Here is a 14,177-nt window from a genome sequence, read left to right as displayed (position 1 = left end):
GTGTTCCTAAGTTATCCACATGCCATGCCAGGCGACTTGAGGGCGGGTGATGGCTCCCTTAGCGTGAATGACTCGAGATATGCCTCTCGTTTACGGGCTCGGGATCGTTTGGGGAAGATGTGGATGCTGTAAGGATCGTCGAAGGTGAAGTCCGCGAGCTCATTCGACGTCGCGGGCTGGATCCCCTCGAGCAGGCCGCGGATGTCAGACGGCTTGTGGAAGCAGCAGTCAACGACTACGACGAACGGGCGCTCCTGGGACCGCTTCCTCCCCTGGGGCACCTTGATGCAGCCAGAAGGCACATCTTCGATGCCGTTGCCGGGTTCGGGCCGCTGCAGCCACTCCTGGATGATGCCGCGGTGGAAGAGGTGTGGATCAACGCGCCCCACGAGGTCTACGTTGCCCGCAATGGTGAATCCGAACTGACCGCCATCAGCCTCAACGAGCAGCAGGTTCGTGACCTCGTGGAACGGATGCTCAAGAGCTCCGGGCGCCGGCTTGACCTGTCTTCACCATTCGTTGACGCCGCGCTTCCGGACGGTTCCAGACTGCACGTAGCCATACCTGACATCACCCGGAAGCATTGGGCTGTCAACATCAGGAAGTTCATCGCACGGGCGAGCCGACTTGAGCACTTGGTGGAGCTTGGAAGCTTGACGCCACAAGCCGCGCGGTTTCTGGGAGCTTCAGTGGCCAGCGGGCTCAACATATTGGTCTCGGGTGCTACCCAAGCGGGGAAGACCACTATGTTGAACTGCCTTGCCGCCCACATTGGTTCCCGTGAACGAGTCATTACTGTGGAGGAAATCTTCGAACTGCAACTACCCCTGCGCGACGTGGTCGGGTTGCAGTGCCGCCAACCCAACTTGGAAGGGGAAGGTGAAATACCGCTTAGGCGGTTGGTCAAGGAGGCCCTTCGAATGCGGCCGGACCGTCTGGTAGTGGGCGAGGTGCGGGAGGCGGAAAGCCTTGACATGCTCATTGCCCTTAACTCGGGCTTGCCAGGCATGTGCACTGTCCACGCCAATTCCGCACATGACGCGGTCACCAAGATCTGCACGCTCCCGCTACTGGCGGGGGCCAATATTTCCAGTGCTTTCGTGGTGCCCACGGTGGCGTCCTGCATTGACCTGGTAGTGCACTGCAGCCGCCATTCCACGGGGCGTAGACAGGTGACCGAAATCCTCTCCCTCGGGCGAAGGGTGGAGAACGGCGTCATCGAGTCCTCAGGCGTGTTCGGGATGGTCGCCGGTCAATTGCAGCCGCGGGCCAACTCCATGCCTGCCGCGGAGAAGTTTTCCCGCGCGGGCTTCGATGTCGCCGCGCTTCTGGAGTTGAACTGATGGCGCCACTTCTCGGTATTCTTTTCGGTCTTGGTGTCTTTCTGGTGTGGTGGTCCGCATGGGTGCAGCCGCCGGTGGAAGCCAAAGAGCCAAGGCCCCGACGCTTGGACCTGCTGCTCATGTCGGCTGGAATTGAGAAGGTAACGGGTGGGGGACTTCTTCTCACCTGCGCGGGCTTCGGCCTTTTGACACTGCTCGTGTTCTTCGTTGTCACTGGATCGCCCCCGGTGGCCGTGTGCTTTGCGATATTCGGTTCATGGATTCCCTTTGCTGCAGTCCGTTGGCGTGCAAGAAAGCGCCGGGCAGCACTTCGGCTGCTGTGGCCGGATGTCGTAGACCACCTGCGCTCAGCCATACGGGCCGGTCTGGCACTGCCGGAGGCGCTCATTCAATTGGGGCATAAGGGGCCCGAAGAGCTTCGGGTATTATTCTTGGATTTCGGGGCCGATTACAGGTCTGGTGGCCACTTTGAAGCCGCGCTGAATCGGCTCAAGGATCGACTGGCTGATCCCGTGGCAGACCGCATTATCGAGGCATTGAGAATGACCCGCGAAGTGGGTGGCTCAGACCTCGGACGGATGTTGGGCATCCTCTCTGAGTTCCTCAGGGACAGTGCCCGCACCCGTAGTGAGCTTGAGGCGCGGCAGTCATGGACCATTAACGCCGCGCGGCTGGCTGTTGCCGCACCTTGGATAGTGCTGGTTGTCATGGCCAGCCGTCCCGAAGCAATGCTTGCCTATAACTCTGGTGTGGGAGCAATGGTGTTGCTGGGAGGGCTCCTGGTCTCGGTCTTCTGCTATTCCGTGATGCTGCGCGTGGGTGCATTGCCCGAAGACGAGCGTGTTCTTCGATGAGCACGTCGTTGGCCTTCGCCGTGCTCTGCGGATTGCTTCTGGGGTCGGGTTGTTGGCTCGTCCTGGTGCGGCTGCCTTTCATGCGTGCGACCACATTTTCGGAACGTATCGAGCCCCAGTTGAAGTCCCGCAATCTTGAGTCACGCCTCCTGCGGAAACCAACTTCCAATCTCACGCCGTTCGGGCCGCTGGAGCGGATTCTCCGCCCGATCATCGGTGACGCTGTCACGTACTTGTCCCGCTTCAATCCGGGGTCGGCTGCGCTGGTAAAGAGAATGGCCCGCGCCGGTTCAACAAAGTCCACGCTGGATTTCAGGGCCGAGCAGCTGATGTGCGCCGGTGTTGGTTTTGTGCTCATGGTGCTCGTCGTCGCGGTCAGCGCCGCGGCTGGCCAATTCAGCCCTGCATTCGCGTTGGTTTCAGTCGTCGCAGGTTCCGTGGGTGGCTACTTGCTCCGCGACTACCTACTGGGCCAGCGGATCAAACGGCGTGAATCAGCAATGCTGGCCGAGTTTCCCAGTCTCGCGGAGTTGATGGCGCTCGCAGTCGCGGCAGGGGAGAGCGCGATGGGCGCCATGGACAGAGTCAGCCGCAGTTCCCACGGTGAACTTTCGGCGGAATTTGACATCGTCCTTGCCGACACCCGGTCCGGGAAGCCCCTCTCAGAGGCACTCCAAGCCTTCTCTTCAAGGTCGGAGTTGCCTCCCTTGGTCAGGTTCTTTGACGGTCTTGTGGTCGCCGTCGAACGGGGGACACCGCTGGCAGATGTCCTCCGGGCACAGGCTGCAGATGTCCGCGATGCCGCAAAGCGTGACCTCATGGAGTCCGCCGGCAGAAAAGAGATTGCCATGATGGTGCCCCTGGTTTTTGGAGTGCTGCCACTCACGGTCGTTTTTGCCGCGTTCCCGGCCGTTGCAGCTTTGGAAATGAGTCTTTAGGGCGTCCACAACAGAATCTGACCAACTCACGATGAATCCGCTGACCGCACTACTCGAATTGGAAAACCATGAAGCAAATTGCAAGATTACTGTCCACCTCATCGATCATGATCCTTGGCTGCGGCTCGTGGCTCATGACGATCAATATGAGAGGGATGCCCCGTCGCGAAGACCGTGATCGCGGCGACGTCCCAGGTTGGGTCATGATCACACTGATGTCGGCCGTGCTGGTAGCCGGGCTTCTTGCCCTTGCCACGCCGGCACTGAGGGGCATGTTCGAGCAGGCAATGAGCAAGGTAGGCAAGTAGGGAATGCGGTGTACCAGCACCGCGGTTGCGTCGCCCGCCATGGGTGAGCGGCAGGGAGCTGCCGAGGAGCGCGGGTCAGCCATTGTGGACTTCGTCCTGGTAGGGGCGTTATTGACCGTTTTCTTTATGGCGATCGTCCAGCTCACGCTGGTGCTGCATATCAACAACACGCTCATTGATGCCGCAGCTTCCGGCGCGCGCTACGGAGCGCTGGCGGACCGCACCCAGGCGGATGCCCAAGCGCGGACTGCGCAGCTTATCCACGCGGCGTTGAACAGCGATTATTCCAAGGACATTTCCTGTTCCGAGGTCACAGTAGACGGCGTTCGTGCCTTGGAGGTGACGGTGAAGGCACCACTGCCGGTGGTCGGGCTCGTAGGTCCCGGTGGATTGCTGGAGGTGAAGGGGCATGCAGCACTCTCCGGATAAGCCAACCAAGAGAGTGCTGGACGCCTTCCTGCGGAGGCTGAGTGAGGCTCTGTGCCTGCCTGTCGAGGTGGTCGACGGGTTCGGGGACCGCAACCGGACTTGCCAGGCGCAAAAGGGCAGCGCCGTCGTGGAGTTTACTTTCCTGGCGGTGCTGCTCATGGTTCCGCTGGTCTACTTCGTAGTGACAGTAGGCCAGATCCAAGGCGGGTCGTTCGCGGTGGTCGGGGCTGCCGACCAGGCCGCCAAGGTCTTTGTGACCCGCACGGATGCCACGGGTGCAAGGGCTGCAGCTGAGGGCGCCGTCCTCCTGGCCGTTCGGGACTACGGTCATACAGCGAACCAAGCCAGCGTCGATATCGCATGCGATCGAGCGGACTGCTTGTCGGCAGGAGCAAGCGTCACAGTGACCGTGGGCCTGGATGTACCTCTGCCCATGCTGCCGTTCGCAGACTCTCTGCACTTGAACGCCGCCCGACTGAGTGCGTCGTCGACCCAGGTCGTGGGGCGTTACCAATGACATCGCTCCGGCGTCGCGGGTCCAGTCCTCCCGTCGGTGAACCACGCGAAGATGGCCAGATCGGTGTTCTCGTCATTGGCTACGTTGTGTTGGCGCTTCTTCTGGCCACCGTGGTTATGGCTGCTTCGGCGGTCTACTTGGAACATAAGAAGCTGCTGTCATTGGCGGACGGAGCAGCCCTGGCGGCCGCTGACTCTTTTCTGGTGGGGGATATTGGGGCAGGGAGCTTGCCCGCAACTTCGCTGATGGAAGAGCGCGTCAAGGCGACAGCAGGCTCCTACCTCACAGCCAACGGTGCCTTCGGGCGTCATGATCAGCTGGTTCTCACGGCCGGTACAGGAAGCGAACCCGGCGGTACGGCGGTGGTTGTTCTGGCAGCAGTCGCACATCCTCCGGTGGTCAGCTTCCTGTTGCCCGATGGGATCCTCGTTGAGGCCAGGTCCGTCGCCCGGTCTTCCTTGACCCAGTAATGGTCCGGCATGGCAACATGGGTGCCGTCGGGGGAGCGCGGTGAATAGCGTACGCTGGGATGACCATGGCTGAGATAGATTTTCCCGCAGAAATCCGCGCACTTCGCGCAACTTACAGCTCCATCGAGAACGTCACTGATGTTGATGCCCTCAAGGCGGAGATCGCTGAACTGAGCGAGCAAGCCGGCGCTCCGGACCTCTGGGACGACCCCGCTTCGGCCCAGGTGGTCACGTCGCGGCTGTCCCACAGACAGTCGGAAGTTGAGCGCCTTTCCAAGCTTGCCTCCAGGATTGACGACCTCGAAGTCCTGGTGGAACTCGGCCAGGACGAGGGCGACGAAGACTCCATGGCGGAAGCTGCGAAGGAACTGTCGTCAATACGCAAAGCCCTGGCGGAACTCGAAATCACCACACTGTTGTCAGGTGAGTACGACGAACGCGAAGCCGTAGTTACCATCCGAGCCGGGGCCGGCGGCGTTGACGCTGCCGATTTCGCCGAGATGCTCATGAGGATGTACCTGCGTTGGGCCGAACGCCATGGCTACCCCACCACCGTGATGGACACCTCCTATGCGGAAGAAGCAGGCCTGAAGTCCGCTACTTTCGAAGTCAAGGCACCTTATGCCTTCGGTACGTTGAGTGTTGAGGCAGGTACCCACCGGCTGGTCCGTATCAGCCCGTTCGACAACCAAGGACGCCGGCAGACATCCTTCGCTGCCGTCGAGGTTATCCCGCTGATCGAACAGACCGATTCAATTGAGATTCCCGACAACGAAATCCGCGTTGACGTCTTCCGCTCGTCGGGCCCCGGCGGCCAGTCGGTCAACACCACTGACTCAGCTGTGCGGTTGACTCACATTCCCACGGGCATCGTGGTCTCGATGCAGAATGAAAAGTCACAGCTTCAGAACCGGGCCGCTGCCATGCGTGTGCTTCAGTCCCGGTTGCTGCTGGTTAAGAAGGAACAACAGGACGCTGAAAAGAAGGCACTGGCCGGAGACGTCAAGGCGTCCTGGGGTGACCAGATGCGGTCGTACGTTCTTAATCCGTACCAGATGGTCAAGGACCTGCGTACAGAACACGAAGTGGGCAACACCTCGGCAGTGCTGGACGGCGATATCGATGACTTCATTGACGCCGGCATCCGTTGGCGCACGGGCAATCGTAACGCTGCTGCCAACTAAGACCCCGAAAGGCGGGGTCCGGTTCGGACTGACCCTCGGGATTCTGCGACACGCCCCCCAAAGGCCCGGAAACCCGGTCCGTCCGTGCGTATAGTCGAGTGGCCGGTGCTCTCACTTCCCCCATCGAAAGCCCGTGCTCCGGCTGTTGGACTGGGCGACTATGTCATGTCCGGCGGGGTTCTAAAGGGCCATGATCAGATTTGAGAATGTCACCAAGGTCTACGAGCAGAATGCCCGACCGGCGCTCGACTCTGTCAGCCTTGAGATCAACCGCGGCGAATTCACCTTCCTGGTGGGCGCTTCGGGCTCAGGAAAGTCAACCTTTCTGCGACTGATCCTGAAGGAAGACAAAGCCTATTCCGGATCCGTGTATGTTGCCGGCCAGAATGTTGCCAACATTTCGAGCTGGCGCGTCCCCAAGCTCCGGCGCGGCATCGGGGTTGTTTTCCAGGACTTCCGCCTCCTTCCGCAAAAGAACGTGTTCGCCAACGTTGCCTTCGCCATGCAGGTCATCGGCAAGAGCCGCTCAATCATTCGCGAAACAGTTCCTGAGGTCCTGAAAACTGTGGGCTTGGAGGGCAAGGAACGCCGCATGCCCCACGAACTCTCCGGCGGCGAGCAGCAACGCGTGGCGATCGCCCGCGCCGTCGTAAACCGTCCCGGCATCCTGCTGGCGGACGAGCCGACGGGAAACCTGGACCCCATTACGTCGATGGGAATCATGGGAGTCCTGGACAAGATCAACCAGAACGGCACCACGGTAGTCATGGCAACCCACGACGACGACATCGTCAATGAAATGCGCCGCCGCGTGGTGGAGCTCAAGAATGGCAAGGTCATTCGAGACGAAGCCAAGGCCCTATACACGTCGATGATTCCGGTGGTTGGCGAATCGCGTCGGCTGCGGGACGCCAGCGGTGAGGAACTCGACCGTGCACAGGGGGCACAGCTGTGAGGCTTTTGTTTATCCTGGGGGAAATCGGCAGCGGTCTGCGCAGGAATCTCTCCATGGTGATTTCCGTGGTGCTGGTGACGTTCGTTTCCCTGACCTTCGTGGGTGCCGCCGGAATGCTGCAAATGCAGATCAACCAGATGAAGGGCTACTGGTACGACAAAGTCCAGGTGGCCGTCTTCCTCTGCAACGACGGTTCGACGGCGGTTGGTTGCGCTTCGGGTCCGGCCACCAAGGAACAGCAAGCCAACCTTCAGGCGATGCTGGAGTCGCCGGCGGTCAAGCAATACATCAACGATTTCCAGTTCGAATCCCAGGCCGAGGCATACACCCACTTCAAGGAACAGTTCTCCAATTCACCGATTGTGGATTCGGTCTCTGAGGACCAACTGCCGGCATCCTTCCGGATCAACATGAAGAACCCTGAGAAATACCAGATCATCAGCGAGACGTTCTCTTCCCAGCCGGGAGTCGAGACGGTCAGCGACCAGAGGCAGGTTCTGGAACGCATCTTCTCCTGGATGAACGGGGCGTCCGTTGCGGCGATGGGTGTGGCCGTGGTGATGATCTTCTGCGCGGTATTGCTCATCACCACCACCATCCGTCTCTCGGCCTTCAGCCGACGGCGGGAAACCGGAATCATGCGGTTGGTGGGCGCCTCCAAGACGGTTATCCAACTGCCCTTCATCCTGGAAGGTGTCATCGCAGCTGTTGTGGGGGCGGTGTTGGCTTCGGTCACGCTATGGCTGATGGCGCACTTCTGGCTCAACGGCGACTTGTCCACGCAGTTCCTCAACACACCGTTCATTTCCTCCACCCAAGTGCTGGTGATTGCACCGGTGCTGATCGCCCTTGGCGCTGGCCTTGCCGGGATATCCTCGCTTTTGACGCTCCGGCGTTACCTGAAGGTCTAGCGCAATGAAAACTCTGACTCGATTGACAATCATGATCACGACGGAAAAGGACTCCTGATGACCACGTTGGACCCGACATCCCTGCGTCGGCGCCTTGCGTCGGGCAATGCTCGGATTTTAGGTGCAGTCCTTGCTGTGGGTCTGGCTGTCAGTCTCTTGTCGGGCGCTCCCGCGGCGCAGGCCGACAACCTTGAAGACCAACAGGCTGCACTCGAAGCAGAAGCTGCCCGCGTCCAGGCGTCCCTCGAATTTGTGGACGCCAACATCGCCAAGGCCGCCGGCGACCTCGTGATCTACCAAGGCCGCCTTCCAGGGGCGCAGCAGGCCCTGCTTGAGGCCCAAGGCAGGGTGGCCAGTGCGGTCAAGGAAGTCGAGGCATTGGCGGCGAGGGTTGAACTTGCCCAGCAGAACAAGGCCAAGATCACCGAGCAGCTGGAAAGTGATAAGCAGAAAATCACCGACACCAAGAAGCTGATCGGCCAGATCGCGTCACAGGCTTATAAATCCGGTGGCGTCCCGACCAATATTGCCCTTCTGTTCGGGTCCAGCGAGTCCGGCAACCTGACGGAATCCATGGATTTGGCAGACCAGGCCATGCGGAGCCAGAACGCAGCGATGACCAAGCTGACCCAGCAGAACGCCACCAACGTGAACTCGCAGGCGAGGCTGGTAGCTGTCGAAGAGGAGATCCAGGACCTCAAGGCGAAAGCGGATGCTGCGCTGGAACGCGAAAAATCGGCAAGGGACGAGGCTGCGAGCAAGAAAGCCGAAGTCGACAAGCTGATCGAAGACACCACCCGCCTCAACGGGCAACTTCAGGCGGCCAAGCCCGGCATTGAAGCGAACCTTGCCAGGGTGAAGGCCGAACAGGACACCGTTGCTGCCGAGATCGTGGAACGGGACAGGAAACTCAGGGAAGCCTGGGAAGCAGAGCAACGGCGTCTTGCCGAAGAAGCTGCTGCTGCCGCTGCGGCCGCAGCGGCAGCACAGGGGCGGCCTGCGCCTCCGGAGCAGCCCTATGTTCCTCCGGCTGCGGGTTCGCCCTCTGCCTTTGGATTGCGTCACCCGTTCGCAAGCTATGTGCCTATCACCTCTGGATTCGGCTGGCGCGCAACCCCGCCGGGCACCATCGACTTCTACGGTACTGGTGGCTACATGCACACCGGCATCGACTTCGGTGCGGCATGCGGCACACCCGTCTATGCGGCAGCTGCAGGCGAAGTCTTCAACTCAGGCTGGAACTCGGCCGACGGAGGTGGCTGGCGAGTAAAGCTGTCTCACGGTGTTGTCCAAGGGAACTCACTGACCACGATTTACTACCACAACAGCAGCATCGTGGTGGCGAATGGCCAGCGGGTCTCTGCAGGCCAGCTCATCGCATACTCGGGAAGCACCGGTAACTCGACCGGCTGCCACGCGCACTTCGAAACGTGGCTGAACGGCTCCGCAGTGGATCCCATGAACCTTCTCTAGCGTGGGGCCAGCGCGGGGGCCTCGTCGTGCTGGCGTACACTAGTTGAAATCCGCAACTAACAAGGAGTTCTACCGTGCCCAAGGAAAGTGGCCGTAAGGTAGTGGCCACCAATCGGAAGGCCCGGCATAACTACCATGTCCTGGACACCTATGAGGCTGGCATCGCGCTCATGGGGACAGAAGTGAAGTCCCTCCGTGAGGGCCACGCCTCCATGGTGGACGGCTTCTGCACCTTCTACAACGACGAGTTGTGGATGGAGGGTATCCACATCCCTGAGTATCACCAAGGGAGCTGGACCAACCATGCAGCACGCCGGCGTCGTAAGCTTTTGCTGCACCGCGAAGAGCTGGACAAGATCTCGCAAAAGATCCGCGAGTCCGGATTCACTGTGGTGCCGCTGCAGCTGTACTTCCTTGACGGCAGGGCCAAGGTGGAAATCGCCATCGCCCGGGGTAAGAAGGACTACGACAAGCGCCAAACGTTGCGTGAGCAACAGGACAAGCGTGAATCACTGCGTGAGCTGCGGGAACGCAACCGCCGGTAGGCGCCACGCCAATCGCGTCCGGGGAATGTTCCAACGGATGAATGCGTTATGATGGGTAGTCCGACGGGAACTCGACATGATCGATGTGCCGGTCGGGTTTGGTAACAAAATACGGGGATGATCGGTTTCGACGATGTTAGTCGCGACAGGTGAAGCGGGCCGAGGATGCAGAATTATCTCGTAAACGCTGTCTGCAAACCAATAAGTGCCGAATCTAAGCGCACTGACTTCGCTCTCGCTGCCTAAGCAGTAAGACAGTCCGTCAGCCCGGGGTTGCTATCGCCCCGGTTCCTGGCGTCATTTAGATAGCCACTGCTGTTTGCCTTCGTCATTGAGGTAAACGGGACTCTTAGATGACTGGGCCCGGATCAGCCACCTGTTCGCAGGATGGCTGGGGCCGAGAAAATCCGACGCGAACTGCGCCCGGAGAAGCCCTGACAAAACGACATCGGACGGGGGTTCAATTCCCCCCATCTCCACCCCGGAAAGCCCTCGGATCCTCGTGATCCGGGGGTTTTCTTTTGCCCGGGTGCTTGATGAATGCCAGGGGCGCTTAGGCGTTCACCCAGGGCGTACCGACCCCAGGACTACCGGAACCGGCTCAGCGGTTGAACAGGATAGGCGCCGAAACACGGTGGAGCGGTGGCAGGAGGCTTGTGATGAGTACTGAGCCGGAGTTCGAACTGGACGACCCTGATGACGGGCAGGCACTGGATGCCTACTCGAGGATCGTGATTCGCGTGGCCGAGTCAGTGACGCCGCATGTTGCCGCCATCGAGATGACCAGCACCGGACGACGGGGACAAATCCGCATGGGCAGCGGCTCGGCCGTTGTCTTCACCGGCGATGGGTACATGCTCACGAACGCCCACGTAGTGGCAGGAATCCGGTCCGGGCGGGCCGTGTTCGCCGATGGCAAGCACACCGATGTGGAGCTGGTTGGGGCAGATCCGTTGTCAGACCTCGCCGTGGTCCGGGGCGTGAAGTCCACTCCACCGCCAGCGTTGTTGGGCAATGCCGACACGCTGCGGGTTGGGCAGTTGGTCATCGCCGTGGGCAATCCCTTGGGCTTGGCCGGTTCGGTGACCGCGGGTGTGGTCAGCGGTCTTGGACGGTCCGTCCCTGTCCGTGCGGGGGAACACAGGCGTGTCATTGAGGATGTCATACAAACGGACGCCGCCCTGAATCCCGGGAACTCCGGTGGTGCTTTGGCCGACACCAAGGGGCGTATCGTCGGCATCAACACCGCTGTGGCGGGGCTGGGCCTCGGGCTGGCAGTACCGATCAACACGACAACCCAGCGCATCGTCGCCTCCCTCCTGCGGGACGGCCGTGTTCGACGCGCCTACCTGGGTTTGGTGAGCACTCCGATTCCGCTTGATGCCAGTGCCGTAGTGAGGACGGGGCAGAAAGAGGGCCTGCGGGTGGTGGAGGTGATTCCCAACTCCCCAGCGGAGTGGTCCGGACTCCGAGCAGGGGACTTGGTGTTGCGCGCCCAGGGGCGGGCAGTGTCGAGCGCCGAGAGCCTTCAGAAGCTATTGTTCGAGGAAGCCATCGGCGAACCCTTTCCGCTGACAGTGCTCAGGGAAGGAAAGGCCCTGCAGATCATCGCAGTGCCCTCAGAAATGAGCCAACAGCAATGAAGCCTGGCTAGGCCTGGTTCTCCGGAACGTCGACGACGCCGACGAAGCGGCTGCCCACACCTTCGTATTCGCTGCGCACTTCACCCAGGAAGAGCTTGGGAAGGTCGCTGTTCCGATGGGTGCCGCAGTAGACGAATGAAAAGTCAGGCCACCATTTCTTGGGGCGGACGGCCTCGGAGTAGCCACACACGGCACAGGTCAGATGGACCCAGACTGGTCGTTTGCCGGTTCGGTTGGCACGCGACTGAACCAGCCACGCCGGGGGGTTGTCCTGCATTTCGCGGAGTTCGGCCTCTGAAAGCCGGGACGGAATACCGTGGCGTTGGGCCATTTCCATCGAAATATCAAGGGCCAATGCGGCATCACGTCTGCTAATCACCATTCAACGATACGGGACTTCCCGGGCGTAGGCTGTGCTCATGACTGACGCAGCGGCCCTGCTACCCAGTACTCCGCTCCAAAGGCGCGTGCTGGTGGTGGCAATTGTGGCTTCGTTCATCGCCATACTTGATGGATTTGTGGTGAATCTCGCACTCCCCGCCATAGGGCGCGAGCTGGGTGGAGGCTTGGTCATCCAGCAGTGGGTGGTGGATGCGTATCTGCTGACGTTGGGTGCACTGATACTGGTGGCCGGTTCGCTGTCCGACCATTTCGGCAGGGCACGGATCCTCGAATGGGGCCTCGCGGGCTTCGCAGCGACATCGGTGTTGTGCGGGCTGGCCTGGACCGGCGAAGTTCTGGTGGTGTCGAGGGCGCTTCAGGGAATTGCCGGTGCCTTGTTGGTTCCGAGTTCGCTCGCCATGATCATCACGTCCTTCTCCGGACCTGCGCAATCCAAGGCCATCGGCCAGTGGTCCGGTTGGACCAGTGCTGCAGCCATCGTCGGGCCCCTGATCGGCGGGATGGCCGTGGACCTTCTCTCCTGGCGTGTCATCTTCTTCATCAACGTCGTTCCGGCTGTCGCCATCTGGCCGATGCTGGCCGGCCTCCGGGCGTCCGACGCAGCGAGGGACAAGAGCAAGCGCATTGACTACCTCGGGGCATTTCTGGCCATGGTGGGCCTCGGCGGCCCCGTATATGCCTTCATCGAGCAAGGCCGCATGGGCTGGGGAAGCATCCAGGTGTGGGTGCCCCTGGCGGTGGGCATTGTGGCCATGGCGCTCTTCCTGGTCCATGAGGCCCGGACGGCGGAGCCCATGCTGCCCCTCAGGCTTTTCGCCATCCGCAATTTTGCTTGGGGGAACCTTGCCACCCTTGCCATTTACGGTGGAATTTCCCTCGGATTCTTCGTACTGGGAATCTATCTGCAGCAAGTTGGCGGCATGGCAGCCACGATGGCGGGCATCGCCCTGCTCCCGGGTACCGTCATCCTCATGCTCAGTGCATCGTATTTTGGCGGCCTGGCCGGAAAATACGGCCCCCGCTGGTTCATGACCGTGGGTCCGCTGCTGTGCGCGGTGGGCTTCCTGCTGTCACTCTCAGTTCAGGAGCCACTGAACTATTGGACCCAGGTGCTCCCGGGACAGATCGTCTTCGGCTTGGGTTTGGCCACTCTCGTGGCGCCTCTCACGGCCGCCATTCTTGGTGCTGTCCCAACCGACGAAGCCGGGATCGGGTCTGCGGTGAACAACGCAGTGGCGCGCATCGCCGGGTTGATCACCATTGCCTTTGCAGGGCTGATCGTGGGCCCGGTCTTTACCCGGCAAGGGCTTTTCAACGCACTGGTGGTAACGGCGGGACTGTTCGTGCTGGGGGCAGTGGCATCCGCCGTCGGAATCCGGAACCCTCCAAAGGAGGCGGCGCCGGCCGCTGGCAGCGAACCGGATGCAGCGTCCGACGACGGCGGGGCGGTCGGGCTGCCCAACTGACCTCATGCGGGGCTCCGGTCACAGGGCGGGCAGGACGCAACCTTCATGGACTTCAGCGCTCTGAACCCAAAGGGCAGACGCTACTTCATCGGCGAGATCGAACTCGCGGCATTGGGCTCCGGTTCCGATCCTGACTACGAGTGCACCACCGAACGGTTTGCGTCCGACGACTTCAACCGGAGCGTCCAAGGAAATTTCTTCGGCTGCCAGGTACCTGAGGAGATCGGGGTTTTCATCGCTGATCCGGGTGATACGGCCGGAGTGGCCCTGGTCCAGTTCGATCATGCGGTAGGCGTGCGGCAATTCAACGGAGCCATCTGCCGAAGGAATGGGGTCCCCGTGCGGGTCCCTGGTGGGATGGCCAAGTTTGGCAGACATCCGCTCGATGAAGGTGTCTGACACCGCGTGCTCCAGCATCTCGGCTTCATCGTGGACCTCGTCCCAGCTGTACCCGAGTTCTTCCACCAAGTACGTCTCAATAAGGCGGTGTCGTCGGACCATGGAGAGGGCAAGGCGCATGCCTTCGGGAGTCAACCTGATGGCGCTGTAGGGCTGGTGGTCCACCAAGCCTTGGTCCTTGAGCTTGCGGACCATCTCAGACACTGACGAGTTGGCCACACCCAGGCGCTGGGCAAGCTGGGAGGACGTAATCGGCTTGTCTTGCCACTCCGTGTAGGAGTAGATGACCTTGACGTAGTCCTCGATCGAGGAGGAGGGCGTACTGGTCTTCACAACCCAA

General features: G+C 60.9%; 16 protein-coding genes and 1 other RNA gene. 15 read left to right on the top strand and 2 right to left on the bottom strand.

Going from position 1 to position 14,177, the window contains the following annotated elements:
- Window positions 1-119 precede the first annotated feature (119 nt).
- The 14 genes from J3D46_RS19670 to J3D46_RS19605 all read left to right on the top strand — a co-directional run bounded on the left by J3D46_RS19670 (window position 120) and on the right by J3D46_RS19605 (window position 11,570).
- Window positions 120-1,343 carry a CpaF family protein gene (locus J3D46_RS19670; RefSeq protein ID WP_231338233.1) on the top strand — a complete coding sequence of 408 codons (1,224 nt, stop codon included), beginning with the start codon at window positions 120-122 and terminating at the stop codon, window positions 1,341-1,343.
- The gene (locus tag J3D46_RS19665; RefSeq protein ID WP_231338244.1) at window positions 1,343-2,197 is read left to right on the top strand and encodes a type II secretion system F family protein; all 855 of its coding nucleotides are present in this window, start codon (window positions 1,343-1,345) and stop codon (window positions 2,195-2,197) included. The genes J3D46_RS19670 and J3D46_RS19665 overlap by 1 nt, the downstream gene beginning before the upstream one ends.
- Entirely contained in the window at window positions 2,194-3,135 is a 942-nt protein-coding gene (locus tag J3D46_RS19660) for a type II secretion system F family protein (RefSeq protein ID WP_231338263.1), read from the top strand. The genes J3D46_RS19665 and J3D46_RS19660 overlap by 4 nt, the downstream gene beginning before the upstream one ends.
- 68 nt (window positions 3,136-3,203) lie before the next feature.
- Complete coding sequence (locus J3D46_RS19655) at window positions 3,204-3,443, top strand: hypothetical protein (protein ID WP_231338305.1); 240 nt, start codon at window positions 3,204-3,206, stop codon at window positions 3,441-3,443.
- A 39-nt stretch (window positions 3,444-3,482) separates the two neighbouring features.
- Window positions 3,483-3,872, top strand: a complete 390-nt coding sequence (locus J3D46_RS19650; RefSeq protein WP_231338303.1) for a TadE/TadG family type IV pilus assembly protein — start codon at window positions 3,483-3,485, stop codon at window positions 3,870-3,872.
- Window positions 3,853-4,389 (top strand): hypothetical protein, encoded by a 537-nt coding sequence (locus tag J3D46_RS19645; protein ID WP_231338278.1) that lies wholly within the window; start codon window positions 3,853-3,855, stop codon window positions 4,387-4,389. Before J3D46_RS19650 ends, J3D46_RS19645 begins: the two co-directional genes overlap by 20 nt.
- Entirely contained in the window at window positions 4,386-4,859 is a 474-nt protein-coding gene (locus J3D46_RS19640) for a pilus assembly protein TadG-related protein (RefSeq protein ID WP_231338279.1), read from the top strand. The genes J3D46_RS19645 and J3D46_RS19640 overlap by 4 nt, the downstream gene beginning before the upstream one ends.
- A gap of 65 nt (window positions 4,860-4,924) precedes the next feature.
- Window positions 4,925-6,043: a peptide chain release factor 2 gene (prfB, locus tag J3D46_RS19635; protein ID WP_231338280.1), complete on the top strand. Its 1,119-nt coding sequence runs from the start codon at window positions 4,925-4,927 to the stop codon at window positions 6,041-6,043.
- Window positions 6,044-6,233: 190 nt separating this feature from the next.
- A complete protein-coding gene (gene ftsE / locus J3D46_RS19630; protein WP_231338281.1) occupies window positions 6,234-6,998 on the top strand; it encodes a cell division ATP-binding protein FtsE in 765 nt (254 codons plus the stop codon).
- On the top strand, window positions 6,995-7,909 hold the full coding sequence (gene ftsX, locus J3D46_RS19625; protein WP_159707478.1) for a permease-like cell division protein FtsX: 915 nt from the start codon (window positions 6,995-6,997) through the stop codon (window positions 7,907-7,909). Before ftsE ends, ftsX begins: the two co-directional genes overlap by 4 nt.
- Before the next feature lie 57 nt (window positions 7,910-7,966).
- Window positions 7,967-9,382, top strand: coding sequence for a M23 family metallopeptidase (locus J3D46_RS19620; RefSeq protein WP_231338282.1), 1,416 nt, complete (start codon window positions 7,967-7,969; stop codon window positions 9,380-9,382).
- Between the two features lie 74 nt (window positions 9,383-9,456).
- Window positions 9,457-9,927: an SsrA-binding protein SmpB gene (smpB, locus tag J3D46_RS19615; protein ID WP_026540087.1), complete on the top strand. Its 471-nt coding sequence runs from the start codon at window positions 9,457-9,459 to the stop codon at window positions 9,925-9,927.
- Between the two features lie 113 nt (window positions 9,928-10,040).
- Window positions 10,041-10,409: a transfer-messenger RNA gene (gene ssrA / locus J3D46_RS19610) on the top strand.
- Between the two features lie 177 nt (window positions 10,410-10,586).
- The gene (locus J3D46_RS19605; RefSeq protein WP_231338283.1) at window positions 10,587-11,570 is read left to right on the top strand and encodes a S1C family serine protease; all 984 of its coding nucleotides are present in this window, start codon (window positions 10,587-10,589) and stop codon (window positions 11,568-11,570) included.
- Between the two features lie 7 nt (window positions 11,571-11,577).
- Here J3D46_RS19605 and J3D46_RS19600 read toward each other — a convergent pair whose 3' ends face one another.
- A complete protein-coding gene (locus J3D46_RS19600) occupies window positions 11,578-11,952 on the bottom strand; it encodes a hypothetical protein (protein WP_231338284.1) in 375 nt (124 codons plus the stop codon).
- Window positions 11,953-11,989: 37 nt separating this feature from the next.
- Between J3D46_RS19600 and J3D46_RS19595 the strand changes: the two genes are divergently transcribed.
- Window positions 11,990-13,438, top strand: a complete 1,449-nt coding sequence (locus J3D46_RS19595) for an MFS transporter (RefSeq protein WP_231338285.1) — start codon at window positions 11,990-11,992, stop codon at window positions 13,436-13,438.
- An 18-nt stretch (window positions 13,439-13,456) separates the two neighbouring features.
- Here J3D46_RS19595 and J3D46_RS19590 read toward each other — a convergent pair whose 3' ends face one another.
- Complete coding sequence (locus J3D46_RS19590) at window positions 13,457-14,170, bottom strand: metal-dependent transcriptional regulator (protein WP_253468561.1); 714 nt, start codon at window positions 14,168-14,170, stop codon at window positions 13,457-13,459.
- Window positions 14,171-14,177 lie beyond the last annotated feature (7 nt).

Origin of the sequence: Paenarthrobacter sp. A20 (assembly GCF_024168825.1) — a bacterium.
Lineage (GTDB): Bacteria > Actinomycetota > Actinomycetes > Actinomycetales > Micrococcaceae > Arthrobacter.
The sequence above is the reverse complement of the archived record's forward strand: the minus strand, read 5'-3'. Positions and strand labels throughout refer to the sequence as shown.